The organism is Arthrobacter mobilis, from assembly GCF_012395835.1.
Taxonomy (GTDB): domain Bacteria; phylum Actinomycetota; class Actinomycetes; order Actinomycetales; family Micrococcaceae; genus Crystallibacter; species Crystallibacter mobilis.
Map to the genome: position 1 here is coordinate 469,598 of NZ_JAAZSQ010000002.1, position 23,245 is coordinate 492,842.

The window sequence follows — 23,245 nt, forward strand, 5'->3', positions numbered from 1 at the left end:
CACGGGTGGTGGCGTCATAGCTGACTGCCGCCGGGATAGTGGTGCCGGCAGGATCCTTCAGGACGAAGGTGGTCCCGCTGACGCCGGTGACGGTCTTGCTGAAGGTCGCCGAGATGTTGCCGCCGATGGCTACGTCGGTGGTATCTGTGGCGGGGGTGCGCGCGGTGACGGTGGGTGCCGCGGCCGCGGTGAAGGACCAGCTCGTGGTGGCCAGCGGCAGGTCGGCAGTATCCCGGATCGCCGACGCGCCGCCGGTCAGGGTGGCGGTGTAGACGGTTCCGGGGGCCAGGTTGGCCGCCGGAACCAGCGTTGCCTTGCCGGAGGCCTGGTCGTAGGTCACGGTTGCTGGGACGGCCGTTCCTGCCGCGTCCTTCAGCGTAAAGGTCGAGTCCGAGACGCCTACCACGTCCTCGCTGAAGTTGGCCGTCACGTTGCTGTCCAGGCCGACCTCGGTTGCCTCGGCCGCCGGGGTGCGTGCCGGGACGGACGGGGCGATGGTATCCGCCGGTCCGATCCGGAAGGAGTGGCTCGCAGCCTCCCCGACGTTGCCCGCAACGTCCGTGGCCCGGACGTTGAAGACGTAGTTGCCGTTGACCTGGGCATCCCAGGTCTTCGGCGACGCGCAGCTCGGATCCCACGTGGAATTGCTGGGCAGCAGCTGGCACTCGAACCTGGCGCCGGCTTCATTGGCGGTGAAGTTCAGCGTCGGCGTATTGTCCAGCGACGGGTTGGACGGGAAGGGAGCCACCACGGAGGCGGCCGGCGCGGCCGTGTCCACGGTGAAGCTCAGGGTCTGGGACGTCAGGTACTGGGGCACCGACGGGTCGGTAGGCTCGCCGGTCACCGGATCCACTGTGTATGCCGGATTGGCGGTGCGCGCCTGCACCTTGTGCACGCCCGGCTCCAGTGCGGTGGGCAGCTGGATCGAGTACGCACCGTCGACGGCGGCAGCGGACGCAGCCGGTGCCGCGGCCCCGTCCACCATCAGCTCCACAGTGGCGGCCGAGGTGCTTTCGCCCGGGACGGTGCCGGTGAAGGTCGGCGTGGCCGCGTTGGTGATGTTGTCGGTGCTGGAGCGGCCGCTGTCGCTGGCGGCAGCCAGGTCGGGCGTGCTCGGTGCGCCGTCCACGCCGTCGAAAATCACGCCCTGGATGGCGAAGGTATCCACCGTCAGGGTGTCGATTCCGTCCCCGCCCACATTCGGCCCGGTGACGGTGACGAAATTGTTTCCGGACGGTGCCCCGGTCACCGGTGCGTCGGTGGTGGGGTCGCCCAATGTGCCCGCGGGCGCATTGACCTGGCGCAGGAAGCTGGCGGTGGTGCCAACCTTGTAGTCGCCCAGGAAGGCTGCGCCCACCCGGTCCCAGTCACAGGGGTCGTCCGGGGCGGGCTCACATGCGCCCTCGTCGATGGTCTCGAAGACCGTACCGTCGTCCCCGGCGGTGACCACGTGGACGCCATAGGGGTGGGTGATGGTGTAGTCCTTGCCGGGATCAAGGTTCACCAGGCGGAAGCGCAGCCGGGCGAAGCCCATCTGGTCACCGGGGATGACAGCCTCGTTGGCATGGGCTGCCTCGAGGGCCGCCTCGTAGAGCCTGAGGTTGCCGCCGCTGGCTTCGGCGGCGAACCAGAACGACTCATCGGGGAAGTTGTCCGGGTAGGACACCGGGCCGGGATTCGGCGGCGTGGCCAGGCAGTTGAGCTCGGCCGTGTAGCACAGCTGCAGCTTGACGCTGCCGTCGGAGTACCACATGGGGTAGCCGTTCTGGGGGTCTACGGGCCCCCGTCCGGCCAGGTCGGCGTGTGCCGGCACGGCTGCCAGCGGGGTCAGGGTCGCGGCGAGCAGCGCGGTGGTCACGGCACTGCTCAGCACGTGGGTTGATGATGGTTTTTTCCTGGGCGATGGTGCTGGGGTTGTTCGCATCTTGGTCCTCACAAAGTGCTGTCCGGGATCGTGGGGTGATATCCGGGTGGTGCGGGATAACTGTGCACCGTGGCGCTTGGTGAAACCTTGGATAGTGGGGCGGGGGATTCCGCCGCCGGTCAGCTCCCCAGCAGCCGGCGGAGGATCCCGCGCGTGACGGCCTCGTCCTCGGCCGAGCTCAAGGCCCGGGCCGCCCGGTGCGTGTTGGCCTTGTAGCGCTCCACCAGTTCCGGAGTCAGGGCAGACAGCGCCCGGACCAGCGCGGGTGTACTGAAATCGTCGGCCACCACGCCGAGACCGTGTTCGCGCATCAGCCGCGATGTCTCCGGGGACGGGCTGAAGACCAGCGCCAGGCGCGCCTGGACGAAATCGAAGAACTTGTTCGGCAGCATCAGCCGGTGGTTGGTGGTCTGCGGCGGCAGGCTGAACACTCCCACGTCGTACTGGTTCAGCGTCCGCGGCAGCGCGTCCGGGGCCACTGCGTCGTGGAACGTGATCCGGGCATCGCCGGCGGCCAGTTCCCGCAGCCGCTGCCAGTAGCGTCCGCCGTCGCGCGCCTTGACCAGGTAGAGGTCGAGGCTGAAGCGCTCATCCAGCGCCTTGACCGCCTCGATGGTGCCCTCGAGGTTGCGTCCGGGCACCGCGGCGCCGCTGTGCGCCAGCCGGATCCGTCCGGGCACCGGGGCCGAGGGCTCCAGGTCCCGGAACGGCCCGGCGTTGCGGACCACCTCGACCGGGCAGCCGAACTGCTCGGTGTACAGTGCGGCAATGGAGGCATTGACGGTGGTCACGGCCGCGGTGCGCGGCAGGTACTTCGCGCAGACGGCGTACATGTACGGCTTGACCAGCAGCCGCCAGGGCAGCACGTGGGCCCGTTCCTCCGGCGCCCACTCGTGCATGTCGCCCCACACCGGGGCGCCGCCGGCGACGGCGTGGGCCAGCGGCAGGGCCCGGGCCTCGTTGGCCACGACCAGGTCGAACTGCCGGCCCGCCACCAGTTCCAGGGCCTGGCGGACCGCGGGTGCCTCAAGTTCGACGGCGCCGTGCCGGCGCAACCCGAGCTTCAGGACCCCGGCCGGCGTCTGGGGCAGCGAGGGCAGGGCCGGATCGATCCCCAGGTGCGTGCCGGCACCCGGCGGCCGGCTGCCGTAGGACAGGGTAGTGACTTCCCCGGCCTCGGCCAGCAAGGCCAGCTGGCGCAGCACGCGCGAATCCGCGGCGATGTCGGAGAACGAGATGCACAGGATCCGTGCCGCCAAACCTGCTCCTTGCTGTCCTGGCCGTGCGGCCGTGAGGGGTGCCCGGCGGAGCTGCTGCTCCGGTGCCGGGCAGCATCCAGCCTACCCGCCGGCCCAGTGCCGCCGGGACGGTAGGGTTAACCGGTTTATTATTGCCGTTGCGCCGCTAATATGACTGCCAGGGCCGCCTACCGTTGAGGAAGACCTGTGAAGATTGCGATCACCAAGAGCACGCTGCGCATCCCGCCGACGTACTTCGCCACGGCCCATGCCCAGCAGCTCGCGGACCGGCACGACTTCCGGGTGTTCACCCTGGCCGCCGACATCCGGGACGAGTCGGTCACGGTGCCGGTCACCGACTTCGTGCCCCGGACGGGACTGGGCTTCCGACAGCGCGAGCTGATGATTCCGGCGTTCATGCCGCTGATGACGCTGGCGGTGCGCCGGTACCGGCCGGACCTGATTCACCAGCATTTCGCCACCTGGTCGCTGCCGGCGGTCAACGCCTCGCGGCAGTCCGGGGCCCCGCTGCTGACCACCCTGCACGGCTCCGACATCGTTTCGTTGGCGAACCCGGCCGACACCTTGATGGCCCAATGGCACCACCGCAATGTGCTGGCCGCTGCCGCCCACAGCCGGCGCATCCTGGCGGTCAGCAACTATCTGGCCGGCCGCGCGGCCGCACTGGGCCTGGACCCGGCCAAGATCCAGGTGCACTACCAGGGCGTGGACACCGATTACTTCGTGCCCGGCCGGGAGCATGACAGCGCGCAGCCGCCCGTGGTCCTGTTCGTAGGCACGCTGAACACCCAGAAGGGCATCCGGGACCTGATCGACGCCTCCCTGGCGGTGTGGCGGCGCGCCCACCACCGCCTGGTCGTGGTCGGCGACGGCCCGCTGCGCGACGCGGTGCAGGAGCAGGCCGCCAGCCATCCGCACATCGAGTTCCTCGGCCGGCTGCCCCGGGAGCAGATCCGCAGCTGGATGCAGCAGGCGTACCTGCTGGTGGCCCCGAGCCAGGAGGCCGGGGGAGCGCGCGAGGCGGCCGGGCTGGTCCTGCTGGAGGCTCAGGCCTGCGGCACGCCCGTCCTGGCCTACCGCAGCGGCGGCATCCCGGAAATGGTCGACGACGGCGCTTCCGGCCTGCTGGCTGCCGAGGGGGACTATCCGGGGCTGCGGGCGGCGCTGGGCGACCTGCTCCGGCTCTCCGCTGCCGAGCACCGGAACATGCGCCAGGCGGCCCGGCGGTTCGCCGAGGAACACCGGAGCCTGGCCGGCAGCTGCGCGGAGCTGGAACAGCATTATCTTGAAACAGCAGCAACCGCTGCCCGCTGACGTTCCGGCGGCCGGCGGCGGAAGGCGCCGGCCACGTGTGGAATACTGGGCAGGTGAGTCGTTGCTGGGTTGTTGTGCCAATGTACAACGAGTCCACCGTCATCAAATCTGTGCTCGAAGGGCTGCTGGACGAATTTCCCTACGTCGTCTGCGTCGACGACGGCAGCACCGACGGCTCGGGTGCCATTGCCGCCGCGGCGGGTGCCGTCGTCGTCAGGCACCCGGTCAACCTCGGCCAGGGCGCCGCCCTGCAGACCGGCATCGAATACGCGCTGCAGGATCCGGAACTGGACGCTGTGGTCACCTTCGACGCCGACGGCCAGCACCGGGTCTCCGATGCCAGGGCGATGGTGGCCCGGATCCGCTCCGGCGAGGCCGAGGTGGTCCTGGGCTCCCGGTTCCTGGGCGGCGCTTCGGAGGTGTCCTGGCTCAAGAGGCTGGTGCTGCGCACGGCCGCGCTGCAGTCGCGGCTGACCACCGGACTGGAACTGACGGATGCGCACAACGGCCTGCGTGCCTTCTCCGCGTCCGTGGCGGCCCGGATCGACCTGCGCCAGGACCGGATGGCGCATGCTTCCGAACTGATCCACCAGCTCGCCGAGCTCAAGCCCCGGCTGGTGGAGCATCCGGTCCAGATCATCTACACCGAATACTCCAAGGCGAAAGGTCAGTCCCTGCTGAACGGCGTCAATATCCTCGCGGACCTTTTCTTCAGGTGAGCCCATGATCATCATCGTCCAGCTCCTGCTTTTCCTTGCCGTGGTGATCGGCACGGTGACGCTCATGCGCGGTGCCGGCAATGCCCGGTACCAGGCCGTGCGGCGCATCCTGCTGGCCTTCTTTGCACTGGCGGCGGCCCTGTCGGTGTTCTTCCCGACGCTGCTGACCCGGCTGGCCAACCTGCTTGGAATCGGCCGCGGCACGGACCTGGTCCTGTACGCGCTGATCGTCTTCTTCATGCTGTACATGGCCACCTCGGCCCAGCGCACCCGCCAGCTTGAGGCCCGCATCACCAAGCTGGCCCGGCGGATCGCCCTGGACGAGACCCCGAAGCCGGCGGAAGTGGCCGAAAGCCCGCTGCGCCCGGGTGTCCGCGGGCAGCGCAGCACGGCAGCCGGACGAGGCGCGGTTCCCGAGGACGACGGCGGTATCCCGCCGGTGCATGGGGGCAGGCCTGTGGACGACGGCCCCGCGCGGGACCGGGAAACCCGGACGGAGCCTGCCGGTGGCTGAGGCAGCAACGGACCGGATGGAACCGGTGGAAGTGATCATCGCCGTCCACGCCCGCGAGCGCCCCGTGCGCCGGGCAGCGGCCTCCGTGCTGGCGGCCGGGACGCCGGGCACGGTGCGTGCCACGGTGGTCTGCCACAACATGGACTCGTCGCCGGTCCGCGAAGCCCTCGACGGTTTGTCTGACGGCCTGCCCGAGGGCACCGTGCGGGTGCTGAAGCTGCGCGACGGCATCCCCTCCCCGGCCGGCCCGTTCAACTTCGGCCTGCGCCACGCCGAGGCGCCCTGGGTGGCGCTCATGGGATCCGACGACGAACTCGAACCCGGCGCCCTGGACGCCTGGCGGGCTGCCGCGGACGGGACCATGCCTGCCCTGGCGGTCATTGCCCCGATGCGCACCCGCGGCGGGCGGCGCATCCTGACCCCCCGCGCGCGCGTGCTGCGCGGCAGCCGGGTGGATCCGGTCAAGGATGGGCTCGCCTACCGGACCGCGCCGTTGGGACTGATCCGGCGCGAGGCAGTGGACCGGTTCGGCCTGCGGCTGGCGCCGGGGCTGCGGACCGGCGAGGACCTGGAATTCGGGCTGCGCCTGTGGTTCAGTGGCGAACCGATCGCCTACCCGGCCGGGGCACCCTGCTATGTGGTGGGCGAGGATGGCGGCGAACGCGTCACGGCGGCGGTCCTGCCGCTGGCCGAACAGTTCCGCGACCTGGACCGGCTGCTTGCCGCCCGCTGGCTCACCGGGCTGCCGGACAAGTCCCGGGAAGCGGTGGCGGTGAAGCTGCTGCGCGGGCACGTGGTCGGCGCGGCTCTGCGCCGCGGCCCGGACTTCGGCTGGACGGACGAGGACCGCGCCGAACTTTCCCGGGTCATCACCGCGATCACCCAGTTGGCTCCCGGCGCGTCGCGGCTGCTCTCGGCCCCGGACGAGGCGCTGCTGCTGGCCGTGCGCGGCCAGGCCGGGCAAGTGCCCGGCAGCGCCGCCGTGGCCGGGGCGCTGCGCCGGCGGCAGGCCGCCGGCGTCGTCGCCCGCAGCCTCACCCGGCGCTGGCCGGACAATTTCCGCGGCGAATCGCCGCTGCGGACCAACCTGAACTCGCTGCTCGCCGCAGGCCTGGACCGGGTGTGCCGGGCCGCCGGCCGGTCGGAACGAAAGGACGCCACGTGAGCGAAGCGGACCGGACCCTGCTGATCCTGTCCCTGTCCCCGCTGCGCAGCGACCCGCGGGTGCTCAAGCAGATCGACCTCTTCCGCCGGCGGTACCGCGTGGCCACCTGCGGCTTCGGCCCGGCTCCGGACGGCGTCGCGGACCACATCGAACTGGATCGGGCAATGCCGTCCTGGCCGCGCGATCCGCGGCGGCTGCTGCTGCGGCGGTACGTCGATGTCTACTGGGGCATTGCGGCGGTGGCAGAGGCCCGCCGGCAGCTGCGCGGCCGGGATTTCGACGCCGTGCTGGCCAATGACGCCAACACCCTCCCGCTGGCGCTCAGCCTGGCCCCGGCCCGCGGCGTGCACGCCGACCTGCACGAATTCGCGCCCAAGGAGCACTTCAACAAGCCCGCCTGGCGGGCCCTGGTTGCCCCGTACGTGCGCTGGCTCTGCCGCACCTACCTGCCGCAGGCCGCCTCCGTCACCACCGTCTCCGAGGGTATCGCCGAGCAGTACCGCAAGGACTTCGGCGTCGCCGCCGGCGTGGTCACTAATGCCGCCCCGTACGCGGACAAGGAACCGCGCCCTACGCAGCTGCCGATCCGGCTCATCTACAGCTCGGCCGGGCAGCGCTACCGCAAGATCGAAAACATCATGGAAGCCATGCGGACCGCCCCCGGGCATGTGGAGCTGGACCTGATCGTGATGCCGAACGAGCCGGCCTACGTGGCCGAGTTGGAGGAACTGGGCCGGAGCCTGCCGCGGGTACGGTTCCGCGACCCGGTCCCGTATACCAAGCTGGTGGACACCGTGGCCGAATACGACGTGTCCGTCTCGGTCATTCCGCCCACCAACTTCAACCTCGCCCACGCGCTGCCGAACAAGTTCTTCGAGGCCGTCCAGGCCCGCACCGGGCTGGTCATCGGGCCCTCGCCCGCCATGCACGCCCTGCTCGAACGGCACGACCTCGGCGCCGTCACCCGCGACTTCTCCGCCGAGGCGCTGCGCGAGGTCCTGGACTCCCTGACCCCCGAAAGTGTGGATGCCTGGAAGCGCAACGCGCACCAGGCGGCCCGGGAACTGTCCTCCGAGCACCAGAACCTGGGTTGGGAGTCCGCCATCGCCGCGCTGCTGGACGGACGCTGACGGATGGGCGGAACGGACCCGAAAGTGCTGCACCTGTACGACGCCGCGGACGTGGGCGCCACGCTGGTGCGCTACGGGCGCCGGCAGCACCTGCCCTGGAGGCAGTTCAACACAGTGCCGCCAGCCGACGCCGCCCTGCTTCCGGACCCGCCCAACGGCCCCGGCCGACGGGCGCGGCGCCTGCTGGCCGAGGCGTACTGGCAGGCGGCCCGTGCCGCCGGCATCCTGCGCGCGGACCTGCTGCACGTGCATTCCGGCTCCCGGCTGGGCATTGTCAGGTCCCGGCCGCACCGGCCGTTCGTGCTGCATTTCCACGGCACCGACATCCGGACCCAGTACTACGACCCGGCGCGCCGGCCGGTACTGCAGTGGGGTGCGGACCATGCCGCCGCCGTGCTCTACTCCACCCCCGATCTGCGCCCGCACGCGCAGGCGGCCCGGCCGGACGCGCTCTACCTGCCCAACCCGGCGGATCTGGAGGAACTGCCTGCCTGGGCGCCGGCAGCCCGGCCCCGGGTAGTCTTCGCCTCGCGCTGGGACGAGGCCAAGGGCGGTGCCGCCCAACTGGACACCGCCAAGGCCCTGGCCGCGGCTGCCGGCCCGGAGGTGGAACTGCAGGGACTGGACTGGGGCGGCGCCGCCGGCGAGGCCGCCGCGCTCGGGGTGAAGCTGCTGCCCAGGATGCCCAAGCCACAGTACCTGCGCTGGCTCGCCTCCGCGCACTGCGTCATCGGCCAGAGCGCGGGCATCCTGGCCATGAGCGAACTGCAGGCGGTGGCCATCGGGGTGCCGGTGGCCATGCCGCTGGGGGAGGGATTCTACCCGGGGCCGTCGCCGGTGCTGCGCGGTTCGGGACCCGGGGAACTGGCGGCCCAGGCCATGGCGGCGCTGGCCGACCCGGCCGGAACGTCCGCGAAGCTGGCCGGGCGCGCGTGGGTGCAGGCCCACCACTCGCCGCAGCAGGCGGTGGCCCGGCTGGCGGATCTCTACCGCGGCCTGGCCGGGAGCCGGCAGCGCTGAGCCAGGCCTCCGGCAGGGGAGCCGGTTCCTAGCCGGCGGTGCTGTCTCCAGCCTCGCCCCGGGTGGCCAGCCCGGCGAGCGCCGCCTGCCGTGCGAAGTCCGGCACCCGGGCCACGACGTCGTCGAACGTCCCGGACGCTGCAACTGTCCCGTCGCGCATGAAGAACACCACATCGGCGTTGCGGATGGTGGACAGCCGGTGTGCCACCGTGATCACCGTGACCTGTCCGTGCAGTTCGCTGATCGCCGCCGTGACGGCCGCCTCCGTGGCGGTGTCCAGGGCCGAGGTGGCCTCGTCCATGACCAGCACCAGCGGGTCGTCGTAGAGTGCCCGGGCGATGCCCAGCCGCTGGCGCTGCCCGCCGGAGAGGGCAATGCCGCGCTCGCCGACCAGGGCGTCGATGCCGCCCTCGCGCCCGAGCACGGTCTCCAGCAGCTGCGCCCGGCGCAGCGCGGTTTCCACCCGGGCCCGGTCCACTTTCTTTGGGTCCCAGGCCAGCGCCACGTTCTGGGCCACGGAGGCGTCGAAGAGCGAGACCTCCTGCGGCACATAGCCGATCCGCCGCCGCCAGGACTCCAGCACGAACTCCAGCGGCTCGCCGCCGACCAGGATCCGCCCGCCGTCGGGCTCCAGCAGCCCCAGCAGCACGTCCACCAGGGTGGACTTGCCGGCCCCGGAGGAGCCCACGAACGCCACGTGGCTGCCGGCCGGAATCCGGATGCTGATATCCCGCAAGGCCGGGGCGGTGGCGCCGGGGTAGCTGAAGGACACCTGCTCGAGCACAAGGTCGGCCGCAGCCGCAGGCAGTTCGCGCTGCGGACGTTCGGCACTGCGGCGGGCCATCTGCTCCTCGCCGTCCTTGATGTCCTTGACGATCTGGGTGGCGAAGGACGCGCTGGTGTTGACCGAGGACTGCACCGCCTGCATCCGGGTCAGCGACGGAATGAGCCGGAAGCCGGCAATGGCGAACAGGCCGACGGCGCTCACCGCCCCGGCGGGCCCGGCGGTGGTCAACCCCACGCCGCCCACCAGAGCGAAGCCGACCACCAGGGCGGTCTCGAGGATATAGCGCGGAATCTGCGAAATCTGGATTGCCGCCGCACGGGCCTGCGCGGATTTGGTCCGCGTGGCATGCACCTGCGCCTGGACTTCCGGGCCGCGGCCGGCCAGCGTGATCTCCTTCAGCGCCCCGAGGGCCTCGTAGAGGACCTTCGCGGTGCGGTTGGACCATTCGCGGTTTTCCTGGCCGATGGCCACTGCCCGCGGGGAGATCACCCGGGCCAGCAGCAGCGCTACCAGCCCCAGGTACACCATTGTCACCACTGCGATCAGCGGCTGGGCGATGAACAGCACGACGACGACGGCCACCAGGGTCCCAAGCTCGCCGAACAGCGTCATTGCCGGCATCAGCACCCCTGAGACCGTGATGCCCACACCCACGTCCACCGACCGGACGATTTCGGCAGAGTTGCGGCCCAGCCGCTGCTCCCACGGGGAGGCCAGGTAGGCGGCGAACAGCCGGTCCCCGATGGCTACCTCGTGCCGGGCGAAGCGCCGAGTGGCAAAGCGCAGCAGCAGCACGGCCAGCACGCCCTTGAACACGATCAGCAGGCAGATGGCGCCCAGCAGCGGCAGCACCAGGCCCTGCTCGGTGAGGTTGCCCAACACCGGGAACACCACGTCCGTGCCGCCGACCAGTCCCGGCAGCAGCGCCGCCACCAGGCCCAGCGCCACCACGTCGAGCAGGGCCAGCGCGGCGGATGCGGCACCGTAGCCGGTGAGGAAACGGCGGCTGCCCTCCGGCAGGGTCCGCAGCAACGGACCGATGATCTTGAAAATGCTGTTCATACTGGCTTCAACAGTAGATGATCAGGTCCGCGCGGTCCTTGGTGGCTCGGATGAGCCCGGCATTGCGTTCGTCCACGTCCCGTACCCAGGCCGCGGCGGCAGCAGGGGTTTTCCCGAACCTCACGTGCCGTTCGGTCAGCCGCTGGATCCGCACCGCATCATCCTGGTCGCAGTACCAGATTTCCGTGCACTGCTCCTGGACCAGATGCCAGCCAGGCTGGTCGAGCAGCAGGTAGTTGCCTTCCGTGAGGACCGTTTCGACGCCGGGAAACACCGGAACGACCCCGGCGATGGGCTGTTCCAGGCGGCGTTCGAAACCCGGGGCATACACCACGTGTTCCCGATCCGTGCGCAGCCGTGCGAGCATTGCTGCATAGCCGTAGACGTCGAAGGTCTCCGGCGCCCCTTTGCGCCCGAGCAGTGCCAGCCGGGTCAGTTCGGCGTCGGACAAATGGAACCCGTCCATCGGCACATGAGCGTAACGCTGGTGTTCGGGCACGGGCGTGTCCGCGTTCAGTTCCCGGATGAGGGCCTCGACGAGGGTCGTCTTGCCGGCCCCGGGGGCGCCGGTGACGCCGATGACGGTGCGCCCTCCCGGGGAAGCTGCCAGGGAGGTCACGCGTTCAAGGAGGTTCTGGATGGTCATCGGCCGGCGGCGTGCAGGTGGCTTTCGCTGAAGGTGCGGGTTTGGCGGGCAGCCAACATCCTACCCGGACGCGGAGCACCTGCTCACGGCCAGAGACGGTGCCGGCGCCGGTACCGGCCTGATCTCCGAAACCGGCTGTACCGCGGAACAGCCGGCAGCGCGGGCCGAGGGTCTTGGTGGTGCTGCGGATGATCCCTGTGGCTCCGTCACCAGCGTACCGGGCTGGAACGGCTTTTCCTGGCTGCGGCGTGCCACTCTACTGTCACTGGTCGGCAACGATGGCAGTACGTACCTGGGCCCGGCTGACGGACACGGAAACACCAACGTCGGAGGCCGAAATGATCGCAGTGGTTACACGGGCCCGTACCCGTGTCGATCCGCCGCCATTGACGGGGCTGATCGATGCACTGTAGGCGGCTGTGCCGCTCCGGGCAACCTCGGTGACGGTGCCTTGGGGACAAGTGTTGTTGGTTTCGTTCCAAACGGTGCTGCAGACTTCCAGGACTGCCGTCCCTGTGCTTGCCGTAGCAGTGAAGGTCGCCCCGGTAAGGCGCAGCGTTCCGGTGTTGCCGAGGGTGAAGAACTGCGGCGGTGGTGCGGCCAGCAAGGAAGCATTGAACCTCAGCGCGAGCGGCCCGCTTCCGTAGGGAGCCTGTGTGGCGGTGGTGGCCACAGCACCCCAGATGCCGGAGGAAACGCCTTGCGGCCCCGATTGGAGCCTGGCATCTGCATGTGCGGCAACCGGCTCGGCGGCATACCCAAGGAACAGGGTGGCCGCCATCGCGGCGCCGGCCACCCTGTTCCTGATCACCCGGGCAGGCATTGGAAAAACTCAGCCGTTGGCGGTACTGGCCTCTCTTTGCTGCTCGGTGAAGGTCCAGGTCAGCTTGGCGGAGAGTCCTTGGATGGTGTTTGCCGGAAGTGTCCCGTTGACCGTGGTTTCTGTCTGATCCGGCAAAACCAGGCTCATCTGCAAATGGGTCACGCTTCCGGCTGCGAGCGGACCGCTGAGCACCGCTGCCGGAGTGGAGGCGAGGGAGGCCAGGGCCGTGCTGCCCAGCAGCGGCTGCACGGTGCCGCTGCAGGTCCCGTCGGTGGCATTCCATGTGCCGCCGGTGCAGGCGCTGACGGTTACCTTGAGGCCGTTGGTGGCATCCGTGGTCAGTTTTGTCGGCGTCGCGTCGCTCACGGACAGGGTCAGGTTCCGTCCGCCGAGGGATCCGTCCTGGGTGAGGCTGACGTACCTGTTGACCCTGTCGCCGGGCGCAAGGTCAGCGATCTGCTGGCTGAAACCGGTGCCGTTGTTCGCCATGGTGAGTTCAAGCGTGCCGCTGCCTACGTCCTGGGCAGTTGCGTTGAAGGCTGTTGCGTTCAGCGACGCGTAGACTCCGCCAACGGTTACGGCGAGGCCAAGGGCGCCCACGGCGGTGGCCGCGACAAGGCGCCCCCGGCCCGGGCGGGGGTATGTCTGGACATGCTTATTCACGGAAATCTCCTGGTGGTTCATCAGCCGGCCGCGGACAGAGGGGCCGCGGGCACCAGCGGGTTTCATACGTTGTTTCAGGCTGTCCGGACGGGCTGGCGCAGGATGCCAATGACACTGGCAGCAGTGAGCAGCAGGCCGAGCAGCGCGACATTGATGGAGCGCACGGGCGGACTTTGCAGCCATGAGAGCGCGCTGCCCAGCTGCGGCAATGATGCGACCACGACGGGGATGCGGGGACCGGAGGCGGCCAGTCGCCACGCGTCCGGGGCCGGGTTCGCGTCACCTTTGGTGACCAGGACCGGGCCGGCCGCCGTCGTTTGGATCGAAGCTATCCGGTGTGCGAACAGAGCGTTCTCGTCCGGCGGGGTGAACACGATTACCTGGCCTTCCTTGAGGTCGTTCACTGTGACGGGGTACGTAATGAGCAGATCCCCCGGCGCGTGGGCGGGACGCATACTGCCGGTCAGGACCGATGAGAAACCAATACCGAGAAGCGGTGCGACCACGGCGACCGTCATGGAGAGTGCGACTACGAAAGCAGTGAGTGTGGTGCCAACAAGCCATCGTCCCCGGGAGAGCCGGCGTGGCTTCCGGCGTCGCCCTGGACACGGCCTGGACGCAGGCACGTTTTCGGCGGAGAGCGCCGCGGTCCCGACCGTCACCGTGTCCGGTCCTCGGCCGGGCCCCCCGGCGGGAGGCGGCACTGGGTAATATCCATTTCTTTTCTGTCCCCAACAGTCAGTGCCGGGGACAGCGGTGCAGCACGCCCGGCACTGCTTCCCCCAGCAACAGTTAAACGTTCAAATTCGTTAGTACGTGGATGGTAGCCGATTCCCCGGGCGAGTAACAGGACACCGATCCGGATGCCAAAGGTGGGCTTTTTCAGAAGCCGGGCCGCCGGGAACGAACCCGAAATCGGCAGTTTGTGGATCGGCATCCGTCATGCAGACGCTGGACCTGCGGGTTTGCACCACGGCCAGGGGCCGCGGTGAACCGCTGGTCCTGGCCGCCGGATTCGGCAGCGCCGGCAGCTTTCGGTTGTCCAGCGCAAAAGCTTGGAAAAACCTTGGGAAATTCTTATCCACAATCCTTTCCCCCGGGGTGACCCGGCCCTGCAGAGGTCATCTAGCCTCTGGTCAGGGAAAACGTTCAGCCAGCGGCCATGCAGCCTCAGGTCATTGCGGCTGTCCGGCCGGTGCTGTGCACCAATGGGGGGTGGGGATGGAAGCGATCCGGATCGTTGAGGACGAGGTCCGCGAGCTGATCCGACGGCGTGGGCTGGACCCGGCCAGGCAGGCCGTCGAGGTCCGGCGGTTGGTCGATGCCGCGGTCACGGACTACGACGAGCGGTCCATGCTCGGCACTTTGCCGTCGATTGGCGCGCTCGACACGGCACGGAATCCGTCTTCGACGCGGTCGCCGGCTTCGGCCCGCTCCAGCCCCTGCTGGAAGATCCGGGCATCGAGGAGATCTGGATCAACTCACCATTGGTGGCAAAAGCCTTAGTCAGAGCCTACCTCTGCTGATTCAGTCCGCAGAGAGTCCGCAAAATTGCCCATAGCGTCCTCCATCATGGCTGCTGCAGCCCGCCGGGTGCGGTCCTCCGCAGTGGGCCAAAGATGCGAATACGTGTTCAGCGTGGTTGTTGCGGAGGCATGCCCATGGCCCTCTGGACGGTCACAACGTCACAACCGGATGCAATGAGCCCGGAGGCGAAAAAGTGCCGTAGGTCGTGCATCCGCAACCCGTCGAGGTCAAGGCTGCGCATGAGCTTCCGCCACCACTCGCCGATCGTGTTCACATGGGCCGGCAGGTCACGGGAGCCTGGGAACAGCCATTGCTGCTCACCGCCCACGCCCACCTGCTCCACATGACGGGCCAGCATCGTCACCAGGGCGTCTGGAATGTGGATGACCCGCTCGGATCCGTACTTCGGATCCCGAGCCTTCGGGGGTGCCTCTATGGTTTTGGTCAAGCGGCTGGGGGCAGCTTTCCCGGTTCGGGATCCTGGTAGAGGGTGCCGTCGCGGAGCATCGCGAAGAGCACGTCCGAGCGGCGCCGGGCGAGGGCGATGAGGGCCTGGTTGTGGCGTTTGCCTTCGGCGCGTTTGCGGTCGTAGTAGGCCCGCGAGGGCGGGTTGTGCAGGGCGGCGAAGGCGGAGAGGAACAGGGCGCGTTTGAGTTTCTTGTTCCCGCGCCGGCTGGTGTGCCCGGGACGTGGCGGCCGAGACCGTCGGTTCGGGGCAGGAACGGATGCTGCGGGTGAGTGTCTCGTCGCCGCTGCCGGCGCTTGGCCTGCTGGGCCCATCCGGCGTGCTCAGGATCCAGGGCCATGCGCCGCTGCCGCGCTAACGGGTGCCGGCCCCGCCCGGCCGGCAGGTGGTCCAGGCAGGTGGGGGAGTGGCTGCGCCGCGCGTGGGGGGAAGGAGACGGCAGCACTGAAGCCGGCAGCGCCGTCGTCGAGTTCCTCTTCCTGGGCACGCTGCTGCTGGTGCCTGTGGTGTACTTCATCGTCGGCGTCGGACAGGTCCAGGCAGGCTCCTTCGCCGTGGTCAGCGCCGCCGACCACGGGGCGAAGGTCTTCGCCGCGGCGGACAGCCCGGCGGCAGGCAGGGCCCGGGCCGAGCAGGCGGCGCTGCTGTCCGCGCAGGACTTCGGGTTCGACGGCGGCCGGCTGCGGATCACCGTCAGCTGCGGCCCCGGGCCCTGCCTCGAGCCCGGCCCGACCGTCACAGTGGACGCCTCGCTGGACGTGCCCCTGCCCTTCCTGGCCGGCATGGACATGTCCACCGCGCGGGTCAGTTCCAGCGCCACGCAGATCGTCGAAAGGTACCGGTAGGTGCCCGGCCGGCGCCGCGTCGGCCCCGGACGGCACTGCGGGGCGGAGGACGGGCAGGTGCTGCTGCTGACCATCGGCCTGGCAGTCCTGTGCCTGCTGGTGGCCACCGTGGTGATGGCTGCCTCGGCGGTGTACGTCGAACATAAGAAGCTGCTGTCCCTGGCCGACGGCGCGGCCCTGGCCGCGGCCGATACCTTCACCCTCGGCGACGTCGAGGACAGCTCCGGGGCACCGCTGCCGGTGCTCGACGATGCCGGCGTGCGCCGGGCCGCGCAGCGGTACCTGGCCGAAACCGGGGCCGCGGAACGGTTCAGCGCGCTCGCCGTCGGTCCCGGCACCGGTTCGCCCGAGGGCCGCACCGCCCACGTCTCGCTCTCGGCGGTGGTGCACCCGCCGGTGGTTAACTTCCTTGTCCCGTCCGGTATCCGGATTTCCGCCGCCGGTGACGCCCGGAGCGAACTGACCCGGTGACCGCGCACGACGGCGGGGATTGCGCCATGGCGTAGGCTTGAATAACCATGGCTGAAATCGATTTTCCCGCAGAAATCCGCGCACTGCGCGCGACCTACGACTCCATTGAGGCAGTCTCCGACGTGGAGACGATCCGCAAGGACATCGCCGAACTGAGCGAGCAGGCCGGCGTCCCGGATCTGTGGGACGATCCTGCCGCCGCGCAGCAGATCACCTCCAAGCTCTCCCACCGCCAGTCCGAGTTGGAGCGGCTGGAGACGCTGGCCTCGCGTATTGACGACCTTGAGGTCCTGGTCGAACTGGGCCAGGGCGAGGAGGATGCCGACTCCCTCGCCGAGGCCGCGCAGGAGCTGCAGGCCCTGAAGAAGGCGCTGGCGGACCTCGAAGTGGTGACCCTGCTGTCCGGCGACTACGACGAGCGCGAGGCCGTGGTCACCATCCGCTCCGGTGCCGGCGGCGTCGACGCCGCGGACTTCGCCGAGATGCTGCTGCGCATGTACCTGCGCTGGGCCGAGCGCCACGGCTACCCGACCCAGGTGCTGGATACCTCCTATGCCGAAGAGGCGGGCCTGAAGTCGGCCACCTTCGAAGTCAAGGCCCCGTACGCCTATGGCACGCTCTCGGTGGAGGCCGGAACCCACCGGCTGGTGCGGATCAGCCCGTTCGACAACCAGGGCCGCCGCCAGACCTCGTTCGCTGCCGTCGAGGTCATCCCGCTGATCGAGCAGACCGACCACATCGAGATCCCGGAGAACGAGATCCGGGTGGACGTCTTCCGGTCCTCCGGTCCCGGCGGCCAGTCCGTCAACACCACCGACTCGGCGGTGCGCCTGACCCACATCCCCACCGGCATCGTGGTGTCCATGCAGAACGAGAAGTCCCAGATCCAGAACCGGGCCGCCGCCATGCGCGTGCTGCAGTCCCGGCTGCTGCTGCTGAAGAAGGAGCAGGAGGACGCCGAGAAGAAGGCGCTCGCCGGGGACGTGAAGGCGTCCTGGGGCGACCAGATGCGCTCCTACGTGCTCAATCCGTACCAGATGGTCAAGGACCTGCGTACCGAGCACGAGGTCGGAAATACCGCCGCCGTGCTCGACGGCGAAATCGATGACTTCATCGACGCGGGCATCCGCTGGCGGGCCAACAGCCGCAACGCCGCCGAATAGCGCGTAGAACCGGCACCGGCCCAGCCGGGTGCCGCAAATCCCGGCGAGGTCGGCAGCGCAGGGCCATGCCGGGACCGGGCACGGCATGGCCCAGGCCGCGGCGGGTGCGCGGTGACCGGTAGGTTCGCAGGCCAAATTATCCCACTTCCACGGCTGTTAACCAGCTGTTCACCATGGACGACACGCCTGCCGATCTGCAGGATAATCCCAAGCGGCCATGTCTATAGTCAAAAGGCCGATGCACCCCGAGCAGGCCTTTTGTCATCGGTGGCAGAAATATGGGCACACAACAGTCATGATTCGATTCGACAACGTCACCAAGGTCTACGACCAGAATTCGCGGCCCGCACTGGACAGTGTCAGTGTGGAGATCGACCGCGGGGATTTTGCCTTCCTGGTCGGGTCCTCCGGCTCGGGCAAATCCACCTTCATCCGGCTGGTCCTGAAGGAGGACCGGGCCACCCGCGGGGCCGTCTACGTGGCGGGCCAGAACGTGGCCAACATTCCCAGCTGGCGCGTGCCCAAGCTGCGCCGCGGCATCGGCGTCGTCTTCCAGGACTTCCGGCTGCTGCCGAACAAGACGGTCGCCTCGAACGTGGCCTTCGCGATGCAGGTGATCGGCAAGAGCCGGGCAGTAATCCGCGAAACCGTTCCCGAGGTGCTCAAGACCGTGGGCCTGGAGGGCAAGGACCACCGCATGCCCCACGAGCTCTCCGGCGGCGAGCAGCAGCGCGTGGCCATCGCCCGCGCCATCGTCAACAAGCCCGGCATCCTGCTGGCGGACGAGCCCACCGGCAACCTTGACCCCACCACCTCCATGGGGATCATGAACGTGCTGGACCGGATCAACCAGAACGGCACCACGGTGGTCATGGCCACCCACGACAACGTGATCGTCAACCACATGCGCCGCCGCGTGATCGAACTGCAGGACGGCAGGATGGTCCGCGACGAGGCCCACGGCATCTACGTCGGCTCCCAGGAAGGACAGCCGTCCACCGAAGCCAAGGAGAGTGCCCTGTGAGGCTGGCATTCATCCTCGGCGAGATCGGCTCCGGCCTGCGCCGGAACCTGTCCATGGTCGTCTCGGTGATCCTGGTGACGTTCATTTCGCTGACCTTCGTGGGCGCGGCAGGCATGCTGCAGCTGCAGATCAACCAGATGAAGGGCTACTGGTACGACAAGGTCCAGGTGGCGGTCTTCCTCTGCGTGGAAACCTCAACAGCGGCCAGCTGCGCCTCCGGCCCGGTCACGGACGAACAGCGGTCGGCGATCGAGGCAACACTGGAAACGCCTGCGGTGGCCCAGTATGTTGCCAGCTACCACTTCGAGTCCCAGACCGATGCCCTGGAGCATTTCCGGGAGCAGTTTGCCAATTCGCCGATCGTGGATTCGGTGACCGCCGACCAGCTGCCCGAATCCTTCCGGGTCAGCCTGGTGGATCCGCAGAAGTACGAGGTGATCAACGAGATCTTCTCCTCGCTGCCGGGCGTGGAAGTGGTGGTGGACCAGCGGGAAATCCTCGAGCGGGTCTTTTCCGTCATGAACATTGCCTCCCTGGTGGCCGTGGGCATTGCCGCGGTGATGATCGTCTGCGCGATCCTGCTCATTGCCACCACCATCCGGCTCTCGGCGTTCAGCCGCCGGCGGGAAACCGGCATCATGCGCCTGGTCGGCGCCTCCAAGGCGGTGATCCAGCTGCCCTTCATCCTGGAAGGCGTGATTGCGGCGGTGATCGGGGCGGTGCTGGCATCGCTGGTGCTCTGGGCGGTCGCACGCTTCTTTATCGGCGGCTGGCTGGCGCAGCAGTACCCGGACACGGCCTTCATCTCGGACGGGTCGGTGCTGTTGATCGCCCCCGGGCTGCTGCTGCTTGGGGCGCTGCTGGCGGGTATTTCCTCGCTGCTGACGCTGCGCCGGTACTTGAAGGTCTAGACTCGTGACGATTCAACAAAACAACAGGCGGGGGGCCGGTTCGTGAAGCAGGGAGAGCGCTTTGCCCGATCCAGGAAGAAGTGTTTTCCGAACGGGCTCCCGCAGGGAATTGTCGGCGCAGGCCTGGCAGCCCTGCTCGTACTCAGCCTCAGTACGGCGGGTCCTGTGCAGGCGGACGAACTCGATGACCGCAAGCAGGCGCTGGAACAGGAAATCGCCCAGGTCGAGCAGTCCCTTGAGTTCCTGGACGAGGACATCGTCAAGACGGTTGCCCGGCTGAAGGAATACCAGACCCAGCTGCCGGGAGCCCAGCAGGCGCTCGCCGAGGCCCAGGGACGCGTCGAGGAGGCCGCCGCCCAAGTGGCCGCGCTGTCGCAGCGGGTGGATCTGGCCCTGCAGACCAAGGACAAGATCAACCAGCAGCTGGCCGACGACGAAGCCCGGATGGAAGACACCCGGAAGCTGATCGGTCAGATTGCCACCCAGGCCTACAAGCAGGGCGGTGTCCCGTCCAACCTCCAGCTGTTCTTCGGCTCCGGGCCCAAGGCAGGCCTGGCCGACACCATCAGCCTGGCCGACCAGGCCCTGCGCACCCAGAATGCCGCCCTGGACCGGCTGTCCCAGCAGAACGCCGCGAACGTGAACGCCCAGGCCCGGCTGGAGGCCGTCGAGGAAGAGATCCGCAGCCTCAAGGAGCAGGCAGAGGAAGCCCTCGCCGTCGAGCAGTCAGCCCGGGACGAGGCCGCCGCCGAAAAGGAGAAGGTGGACCAGCTCATCGCCGACACCTCGGCGCTGTCCGACGAACTTCAGGCCCGGAAGCCGGAGATCCAGAAGAAGCTTCGGCAGGCCGAAACCGAGCACGCCCAGGTGCAGGCCGACATCGCCGAGCGGCAGGAGCGCGAGCGGCGCGAGGCTGAGGAACGGCGCCGGCGCGCGGAAGCCGAGCGGAAGGCGGCGCAGCAGGCCTGGGAGCGGGAGCAGGCCCGGATCAAGGCCGCGCAGGCAGCGGCGGCAGCCAAGGGCCAGCCGGTGCCCCAGATTGTCCCCACCGTTCCGAAGCCGCCGGCGGCGCCGTCGGAACCCTCGTCCTTTGGCCTGATCGCGCCGGTATCGGCCTGGGTTTCCTCCGGGTTCGGCTGGCGGCCGACGCCGGCCGGCACCATTGACTTTGGCGGCAGCGGAGGATACATGCACACCGGCCTGGACTACGCCGCCGGCTGCGGCACGCCGGTGAAGGCGCCGGCCTCGGGCAGCGTGATGTACGCCGAGTGGGGCGGGGCAGCAGGCAACTTCGTGGTGATCAGCCACGGTGTCGTTGCCGGCAACGCGCTGGCCACCAAGTACTTCCACCTCACCCGGTCGGTCGTGTACCCCGGGCAGAGCGTCGGCCAGGGCCAGGTCATCGGCTACGTGGGTACCACCGGCAACTCGACCGGCTGCCACCTGCACTTCGAGACCGTGCTCAACGGCTCGCTAGTGAACCCGTCGGGACTGCTCTAGCTATACTGGAGCTTTCCACCTGATCGAAGGAGTTGCCCCGTGCCCAGGGAAAGTGGCCGCAAGGCGGTGGCCACCAATCGCAAGGCGTTCCACGACTACCACGTCCTCGATACCTACGAGGCCGGGATGGCGCTGATGGGCACGGAGGTCAAATCCCTGCGTGAGGGCCGGGCCTCCCTGGTCGACGGGTTCGCGACCTTCTACGGTGACGAACTGTACCTGGAGAACGTCTACATTCCGGAGTACCTCAACGGCAGCTGGACCAATCACGCGGCCCGCCGCCGCCGGAAGCTGCTGCTGCACCGCGACGAGCTGGACAAGATTTCGCAGAAGGTCCGCGAGTCCGGCTTCACCATCGTCCCGCTGCAGCTCTACTTCCTGAACGGCAGGGCCAAGGTGGAGATCGCCGTGGCCCGAGGCAAGAAGGACTATGACAAGCGGCAGGCCCTGCGCGAGAAGCAGGATACCCGGGAGGCACTGCGGGCCATGCGGGAGCGCAACCGGCGCTGACGCGCCGCGTCTTTCCATCGCTCGTTTCGCTCGCGGCGGGACCGAAGAGAGCCGCCAGGGGCTCCCATGCGCGGAGCGTACCGGGGGGAGGCAGCAAACGGCGCTAGCTTGCCGTGAGCGAGCTGCGCGCCAGTTCCAGCCATGCGGGCAGCCCGCCCCGGTGCATGGCGCGCCGCTGGCGCTGGGCCCCGTTGCCCTCCGCCAGCACCCTGGTCAGCTCCTCCCGGACATGCGCGTAGTCCCCAAGTTCCTCGAGCGCGGCACGCGTGTGTTCCAGCAGGGCGTCCAGCTGCTGCCGGGCGGGCACCAGCTGCCCCGTCCGCAGGTCGATGAGTGCCCCGTCCAGCCCGTTCCGTGCAGCCTGCCACAAGGCGATGTCCAGATGTTCGGGCCGGGGCTGGCGGACGGGCGGCCGGGTGAGCGCGTCCCGTGCCTCCGTGGCGGCCAGCGCCCGCAGCAGCGCCGCGGCCAGCACCGAATCGCCTGCCGTGAGCTGGCTGTCCGCGCAGCGGAACTCCAGCGTGGGATAGTTGACCGACAGCCGCAGCAGCCAGGAGATGTATCCAGGATCGGGCGCGACGCCGGAGTCCATTAGCCGCCGGGTCCGGTCCTGGTAGTCGGCGAAGTCCCGGAACACCGGCGGAGCGCCCTGGATGGGCCAGCGCCGGTAGAGGATGCTCCGCCAGGAAGCGAACCCGCTCTCGACGCCGTTCCAGTAGGGCGAGTTGGCGGTCAGCGCCACGAACGTCGGCAGCCAGCGCCGGCACCGGTTCATCACCTGCACCCTGCTGTCCGGATCCACCACTTCGGCGTGCACATGCATCCCCGTCACGTATTCATCCGCGATCAGGGCCGGGGTGCTTGCCTGCATGTGCTGGTACCGGTCCACGTCGCTAACGACGGCGGGGGCGTGCCCGGCGTCGTAGACGACGCCGATGCCCGCGGCGACGGCCCCTGCCTGCCCGGCCGCGGCCGCCAGCGCGGACCGGAATGCCTGCAGCGAACCGACAGCTTCCGAGAGCAGGTGGCAGACCGGAGTGGCGGTCTCGATCTGGCAGGCCAGCAGTTCGGGGCTGACCTGGAAGGCGCCGGCGGCGGAGTCCGGAACACCGGCGCGCACCAGAGGGGCCACCGGGCGCGGCTGCGCGGTGGCCGGATCCAGCAGCAGGAATTCTTCCTCGATGCCGAAGGCGATCATGCCGGATTCGGCGGCCATTGCTCCTCTGTTCTGGTGCCGGCGGTGCCGGCGCCACTTATAACGAGCCTAGCGCCGCCGGGCGCGGGCCGGAATATTTGTGTGCGGCCATGGGTTACACTAATTACTCCGGTGCCACCAGATGGGTTCGGCCCGGACAGTCGCCGGCAGGTAACTGGAATTGGCAACTGAATACGGGGATGATCGGTTTCGACGATGTTAGTCGCGACAGGTGAAGCGGGCCGAGGATGCAGAGTTATCTCGTAAACGCTCTCTGTAAACCAATAAGTGCCGAATCTAAGCGCACTGACTTCGAACTCGCTGCCTAAGCAGTAGTTCAGTCCGTCAGCCCGGGGACGCCTTCGCCCCGGTAACTGGCGTCATTTAGAAGGCCACTGCTGGACACTTTCGCCGTTGGAGTGTCCGGGACTTTTAGACGGCTGGGCCCGGGCTAGCCACTCGTTTGCATGATGGCTAGGGCCGAGAAAACCCGACGCAAACTGCGCCCGGAGAAGCCCTGGCAACACAACATCGGACGGGGGTTCAATTCCCCCCATCTCCACGAATGTGATGTCGCGGGACATCGGTTACGGATGTCCCGCGACAT

General features: G+C 68.7%; 22 protein-coding genes, 1 other RNA gene and 2 pseudogenes. 15 read left to right on the forward strand and 10 right to left on the reverse strand.

Annotation, left to right across the window (positions count from 1 at the left end):
• On the reverse strand, positions 1-1,873 hold a 1,873-nt coding region (locus tag HGG74_RS04650; RefSeq protein WP_168485146.1), incomplete at its 3' end, for an Ig-like domain-containing protein.
• Positions 1,874-2,043: 170 nt separating this feature from the next.
• Complete coding sequence (locus HGG74_RS04655) at positions 2,044-3,183, reverse strand: glycosyltransferase family protein (protein WP_168485147.1); 1,140 nt, start codon at positions 3,181-3,183, stop codon at positions 2,044-2,046.
• A 186-nt stretch (positions 3,184-3,369) separates the two neighbouring features.
• Here HGG74_RS04655 and HGG74_RS04660 point away from each other — a divergent pair, with 186 nt between their 5' ends.
• From HGG74_RS04660 to HGG74_RS04685, 6 genes are all read left to right on the forward strand, one after another.
• Positions 3,370-4,497 carry a glycosyltransferase gene (locus tag HGG74_RS04660; protein ID WP_168485148.1) on the forward strand — a complete coding sequence of 376 codons (1,128 nt, stop codon included), beginning with the start codon at positions 3,370-3,372 and terminating at the stop codon, positions 4,495-4,497.
• An 80-nt stretch (positions 4,498-4,577) separates the two neighbouring features.
• Positions 4,578-5,216 (forward strand): glycosyltransferase family 2 protein, encoded by a 639-nt coding sequence (locus HGG74_RS04665; protein ID WP_168485149.1) that lies wholly within the window; start codon positions 4,578-4,580, stop codon positions 5,214-5,216.
• A gap of 4 nt (positions 5,217-5,220) precedes the next feature.
• Positions 5,221-5,730 (forward strand): DUF2304 domain-containing protein, encoded by a 510-nt coding sequence (locus HGG74_RS04670; RefSeq protein WP_168485150.1) that lies wholly within the window; start codon positions 5,221-5,223, stop codon positions 5,728-5,730.
• Positions 5,723-6,895, forward strand: coding sequence for a glycosyltransferase (locus tag HGG74_RS04675; RefSeq protein WP_168485151.1), 1,173 nt, complete (start codon positions 5,723-5,725; stop codon positions 6,893-6,895). The genes HGG74_RS04670 and HGG74_RS04675 overlap by 8 nt, the downstream gene beginning before the upstream one ends.
• A complete protein-coding gene (locus HGG74_RS04680; RefSeq protein ID WP_312856737.1) occupies positions 6,892-8,025 on the forward strand; it encodes a glycosyltransferase in 1,134 nt (377 codons plus the stop codon). The genes HGG74_RS04675 and HGG74_RS04680 overlap by 4 nt, the downstream gene beginning before the upstream one ends.
• A gap of 3 nt (positions 8,026-8,028) precedes the next feature.
• The gene (locus tag HGG74_RS04685; RefSeq protein ID WP_168485152.1) at positions 8,029-9,045 is read left to right on the forward strand and encodes a glycosyltransferase; all 1,017 of its coding nucleotides are present in this window, start codon (positions 8,029-8,031) and stop codon (positions 9,043-9,045) included.
• A gap of 28 nt (positions 9,046-9,073) precedes the next feature.
• Here HGG74_RS04685 and HGG74_RS04690 read toward each other — a convergent pair whose 3' ends face one another.
• The 5 genes from HGG74_RS04690 to HGG74_RS04710 form a co-directional block, all read right to left on the reverse strand.
• Positions 9,074-10,894, reverse strand: coding sequence for an ABC transporter ATP-binding protein (locus tag HGG74_RS04690; RefSeq protein ID WP_168485153.1), 1,821 nt, complete (start codon positions 10,892-10,894; stop codon positions 9,074-9,076).
• A gap of 7 nt (positions 10,895-10,901) precedes the next feature.
• Complete coding sequence (locus HGG74_RS04695) at positions 10,902-11,540, reverse strand: nucleoside/nucleotide kinase family protein (protein WP_168485154.1); 639 nt, start codon at positions 11,538-11,540, stop codon at positions 10,902-10,904.
• 262 nt (positions 11,541-11,802) lie between these two features.
• Positions 11,803-12,336 (reverse strand): hypothetical protein, encoded by a 534-nt coding sequence (locus HGG74_RS04700; RefSeq protein ID WP_168485155.1) that lies wholly within the window; start codon positions 12,334-12,336, stop codon positions 11,803-11,805.
• A gap of 36 nt (positions 12,337-12,372) precedes the next feature.
• Entirely contained in the window at positions 12,373-13,026 is a 654-nt protein-coding gene (locus HGG74_RS04705; RefSeq protein WP_168485156.1) for a TasA family protein, read from the reverse strand.
• Between the two features lie 74 nt (positions 13,027-13,100).
• Positions 13,101-13,730 carry a signal peptidase I gene (locus HGG74_RS04710; protein WP_312856738.1) on the reverse strand — a complete coding sequence of 210 codons (630 nt, stop codon included), beginning with the start codon at positions 13,728-13,730 and terminating at the stop codon, positions 13,101-13,103.
• 517 nt (positions 13,731-14,247) lie between these two features.
• On the opposite strand from HGG74_RS04710, the pseudogene HGG74_RS21375 reads away from it, so the two are divergent.
• A pseudogene (locus tag HGG74_RS21375) lies at positions 14,248-14,513 on the forward strand (CpaF family protein); the annotation flags it as partial.
• A gap of 146 nt (positions 14,514-14,659) precedes the next feature.
• On the opposite strand, the gene HGG74_RS04720 reads toward HGG74_RS21375, so the two are convergent.
• Positions 14,660-15,001, reverse strand: coding sequence for a tyrosine-type recombinase/integrase (locus tag HGG74_RS04720; protein ID WP_246262618.1), 342 nt, complete (start codon positions 14,999-15,001; stop codon positions 14,660-14,662).
• A pseudogene (locus HGG74_RS04725) lies at positions 14,998-15,237 on the reverse strand (IS110 family transposase); the annotation flags it as partial. The gene HGG74_RS04720 and the pseudogene HGG74_RS04725, both read right to left, overlap by 4 nt.
• Before the next feature lie 180 nt (positions 15,238-15,417).
• On the opposite strand from HGG74_RS04725, the gene HGG74_RS04730 reads away from it, so the two are divergent.
• From HGG74_RS04730 to smpB, 7 genes are all read left to right on the forward strand, one after another.
• Positions 15,418-15,864 carry a hypothetical protein gene (locus tag HGG74_RS04730; RefSeq protein ID WP_312856739.1) on the forward strand — a complete coding sequence of 149 codons (447 nt, stop codon included), beginning with the start codon at positions 15,418-15,420 and terminating at the stop codon, positions 15,862-15,864.
• Positions 15,865-16,335 (forward strand): pilus assembly protein TadG-related protein, encoded by a 471-nt coding sequence (locus HGG74_RS04735; protein WP_312856740.1) that lies wholly within the window; start codon positions 15,865-15,867, stop codon positions 16,333-16,335.
• Between the two features lie 47 nt (positions 16,336-16,382).
• The gene (gene prfB / locus HGG74_RS04740; protein ID WP_168485158.1) at positions 16,383-17,498 is read left to right on the forward strand and encodes a peptide chain release factor 2; all 1,116 of its coding nucleotides are present in this window, start codon (positions 16,383-16,385) and stop codon (positions 17,496-17,498) included.
• 295 nt (positions 17,499-17,793) lie between these two features.
• A complete protein-coding gene (gene ftsE, locus HGG74_RS04745; protein WP_168485159.1) occupies positions 17,794-18,522 on the forward strand; it encodes a cell division ATP-binding protein FtsE in 729 nt (242 codons plus the stop codon).
• Complete coding sequence (gene ftsX, locus HGG74_RS04750) at positions 18,519-19,433, forward strand: permease-like cell division protein FtsX (RefSeq protein WP_168485160.1); 915 nt, start codon at positions 18,519-18,521, stop codon at positions 19,431-19,433. The genes ftsE and ftsX overlap by 4 nt, the downstream gene beginning before the upstream one ends.
• Before the next feature lie 165 nt (positions 19,434-19,598).
• Entirely contained in the window at positions 19,599-20,933 is a 1,335-nt protein-coding gene (locus HGG74_RS04755; protein WP_312856741.1) for a M23 family metallopeptidase, read from the forward strand.
• Between the two features lie 39 nt (positions 20,934-20,972).
• On the forward strand, positions 20,973-21,443 hold the full coding sequence (gene smpB, locus HGG74_RS04760) for an SsrA-binding protein SmpB (RefSeq protein WP_168485162.1): 471 nt from the start codon (positions 20,973-20,975) through the stop codon (positions 21,441-21,443).
• A 103-nt stretch (positions 21,444-21,546) separates the two neighbouring features.
• Here smpB and HGG74_RS04765 read toward each other — a convergent pair whose 3' ends face one another.
• Positions 21,547-22,659, reverse strand: coding sequence for a carboxylate-amine ligase (locus HGG74_RS04765; RefSeq protein ID WP_246262619.1), 1,113 nt, complete (start codon positions 22,657-22,659; stop codon positions 21,547-21,549).
• 175 nt (positions 22,660-22,834) lie between these two features.
• On the opposite strand from HGG74_RS04765, the gene ssrA reads away from it, so the two are divergent.
• Positions 22,835-23,203: a transfer-messenger RNA gene (ssrA, locus tag HGG74_RS04770) on the forward strand.
• Positions 23,204-23,245: the final 42 nt, after the last annotated feature.

Bases quoted from the DNA above. Each gene is read 5' to 3' on its own strand.
- HGG74_RS04665 (WP_168485149.1), top strand. From the start codon at position 4,578: ATGTACAACGAGTCCACCGTCATCAAATCTGTGCTCGAAGGGCTGCTG.
- HGG74_RS04670 (WP_168485150.1), top strand. From the start codon at position 5,221: ATGATCATCATCGTCCAGCTCCTGCTTTTCCTTGCCGTGGTGATCGGC.
- HGG74_RS04685 (WP_168485152.1), top strand. From the start codon at position 8,029: ATGGGCGGAACGGACCCGAAAGTGCTGCACCTGTACGACGCCGCGGAC.
- HGG74_RS04690 (WP_168485153.1), bottom strand. From the start codon at position 10,894: ATGAACAGCATTTTCAAGATCATCGGTCCGTTGCTGCGGACCCTGCCG.
- HGG74_RS04695 (WP_168485154.1), bottom strand. From the start codon at position 11,540: ATGACCATCCAGAACCTCCTTGAACGCGTGACCTCCCTGGCAGCTTCC.
- prfB (WP_168485158.1), top strand. From the start codon at position 16,383: ATGGCTGAAATCGATTTTCCCGCAGAAATCCGCGCACTGCGCGCGACC.
- ftsE (WP_168485159.1), top strand. From the start codon at position 17,794: ATGATTCGATTCGACAACGTCACCAAGGTCTACGACCAGAATTCGCGG.
- HGG74_RS04765 (WP_246262619.1), bottom strand. From the start codon at position 22,659: ATGGCCGCCGAATCCGGCATGATCGCCTTCGGCATCGAGGAAGAATTC.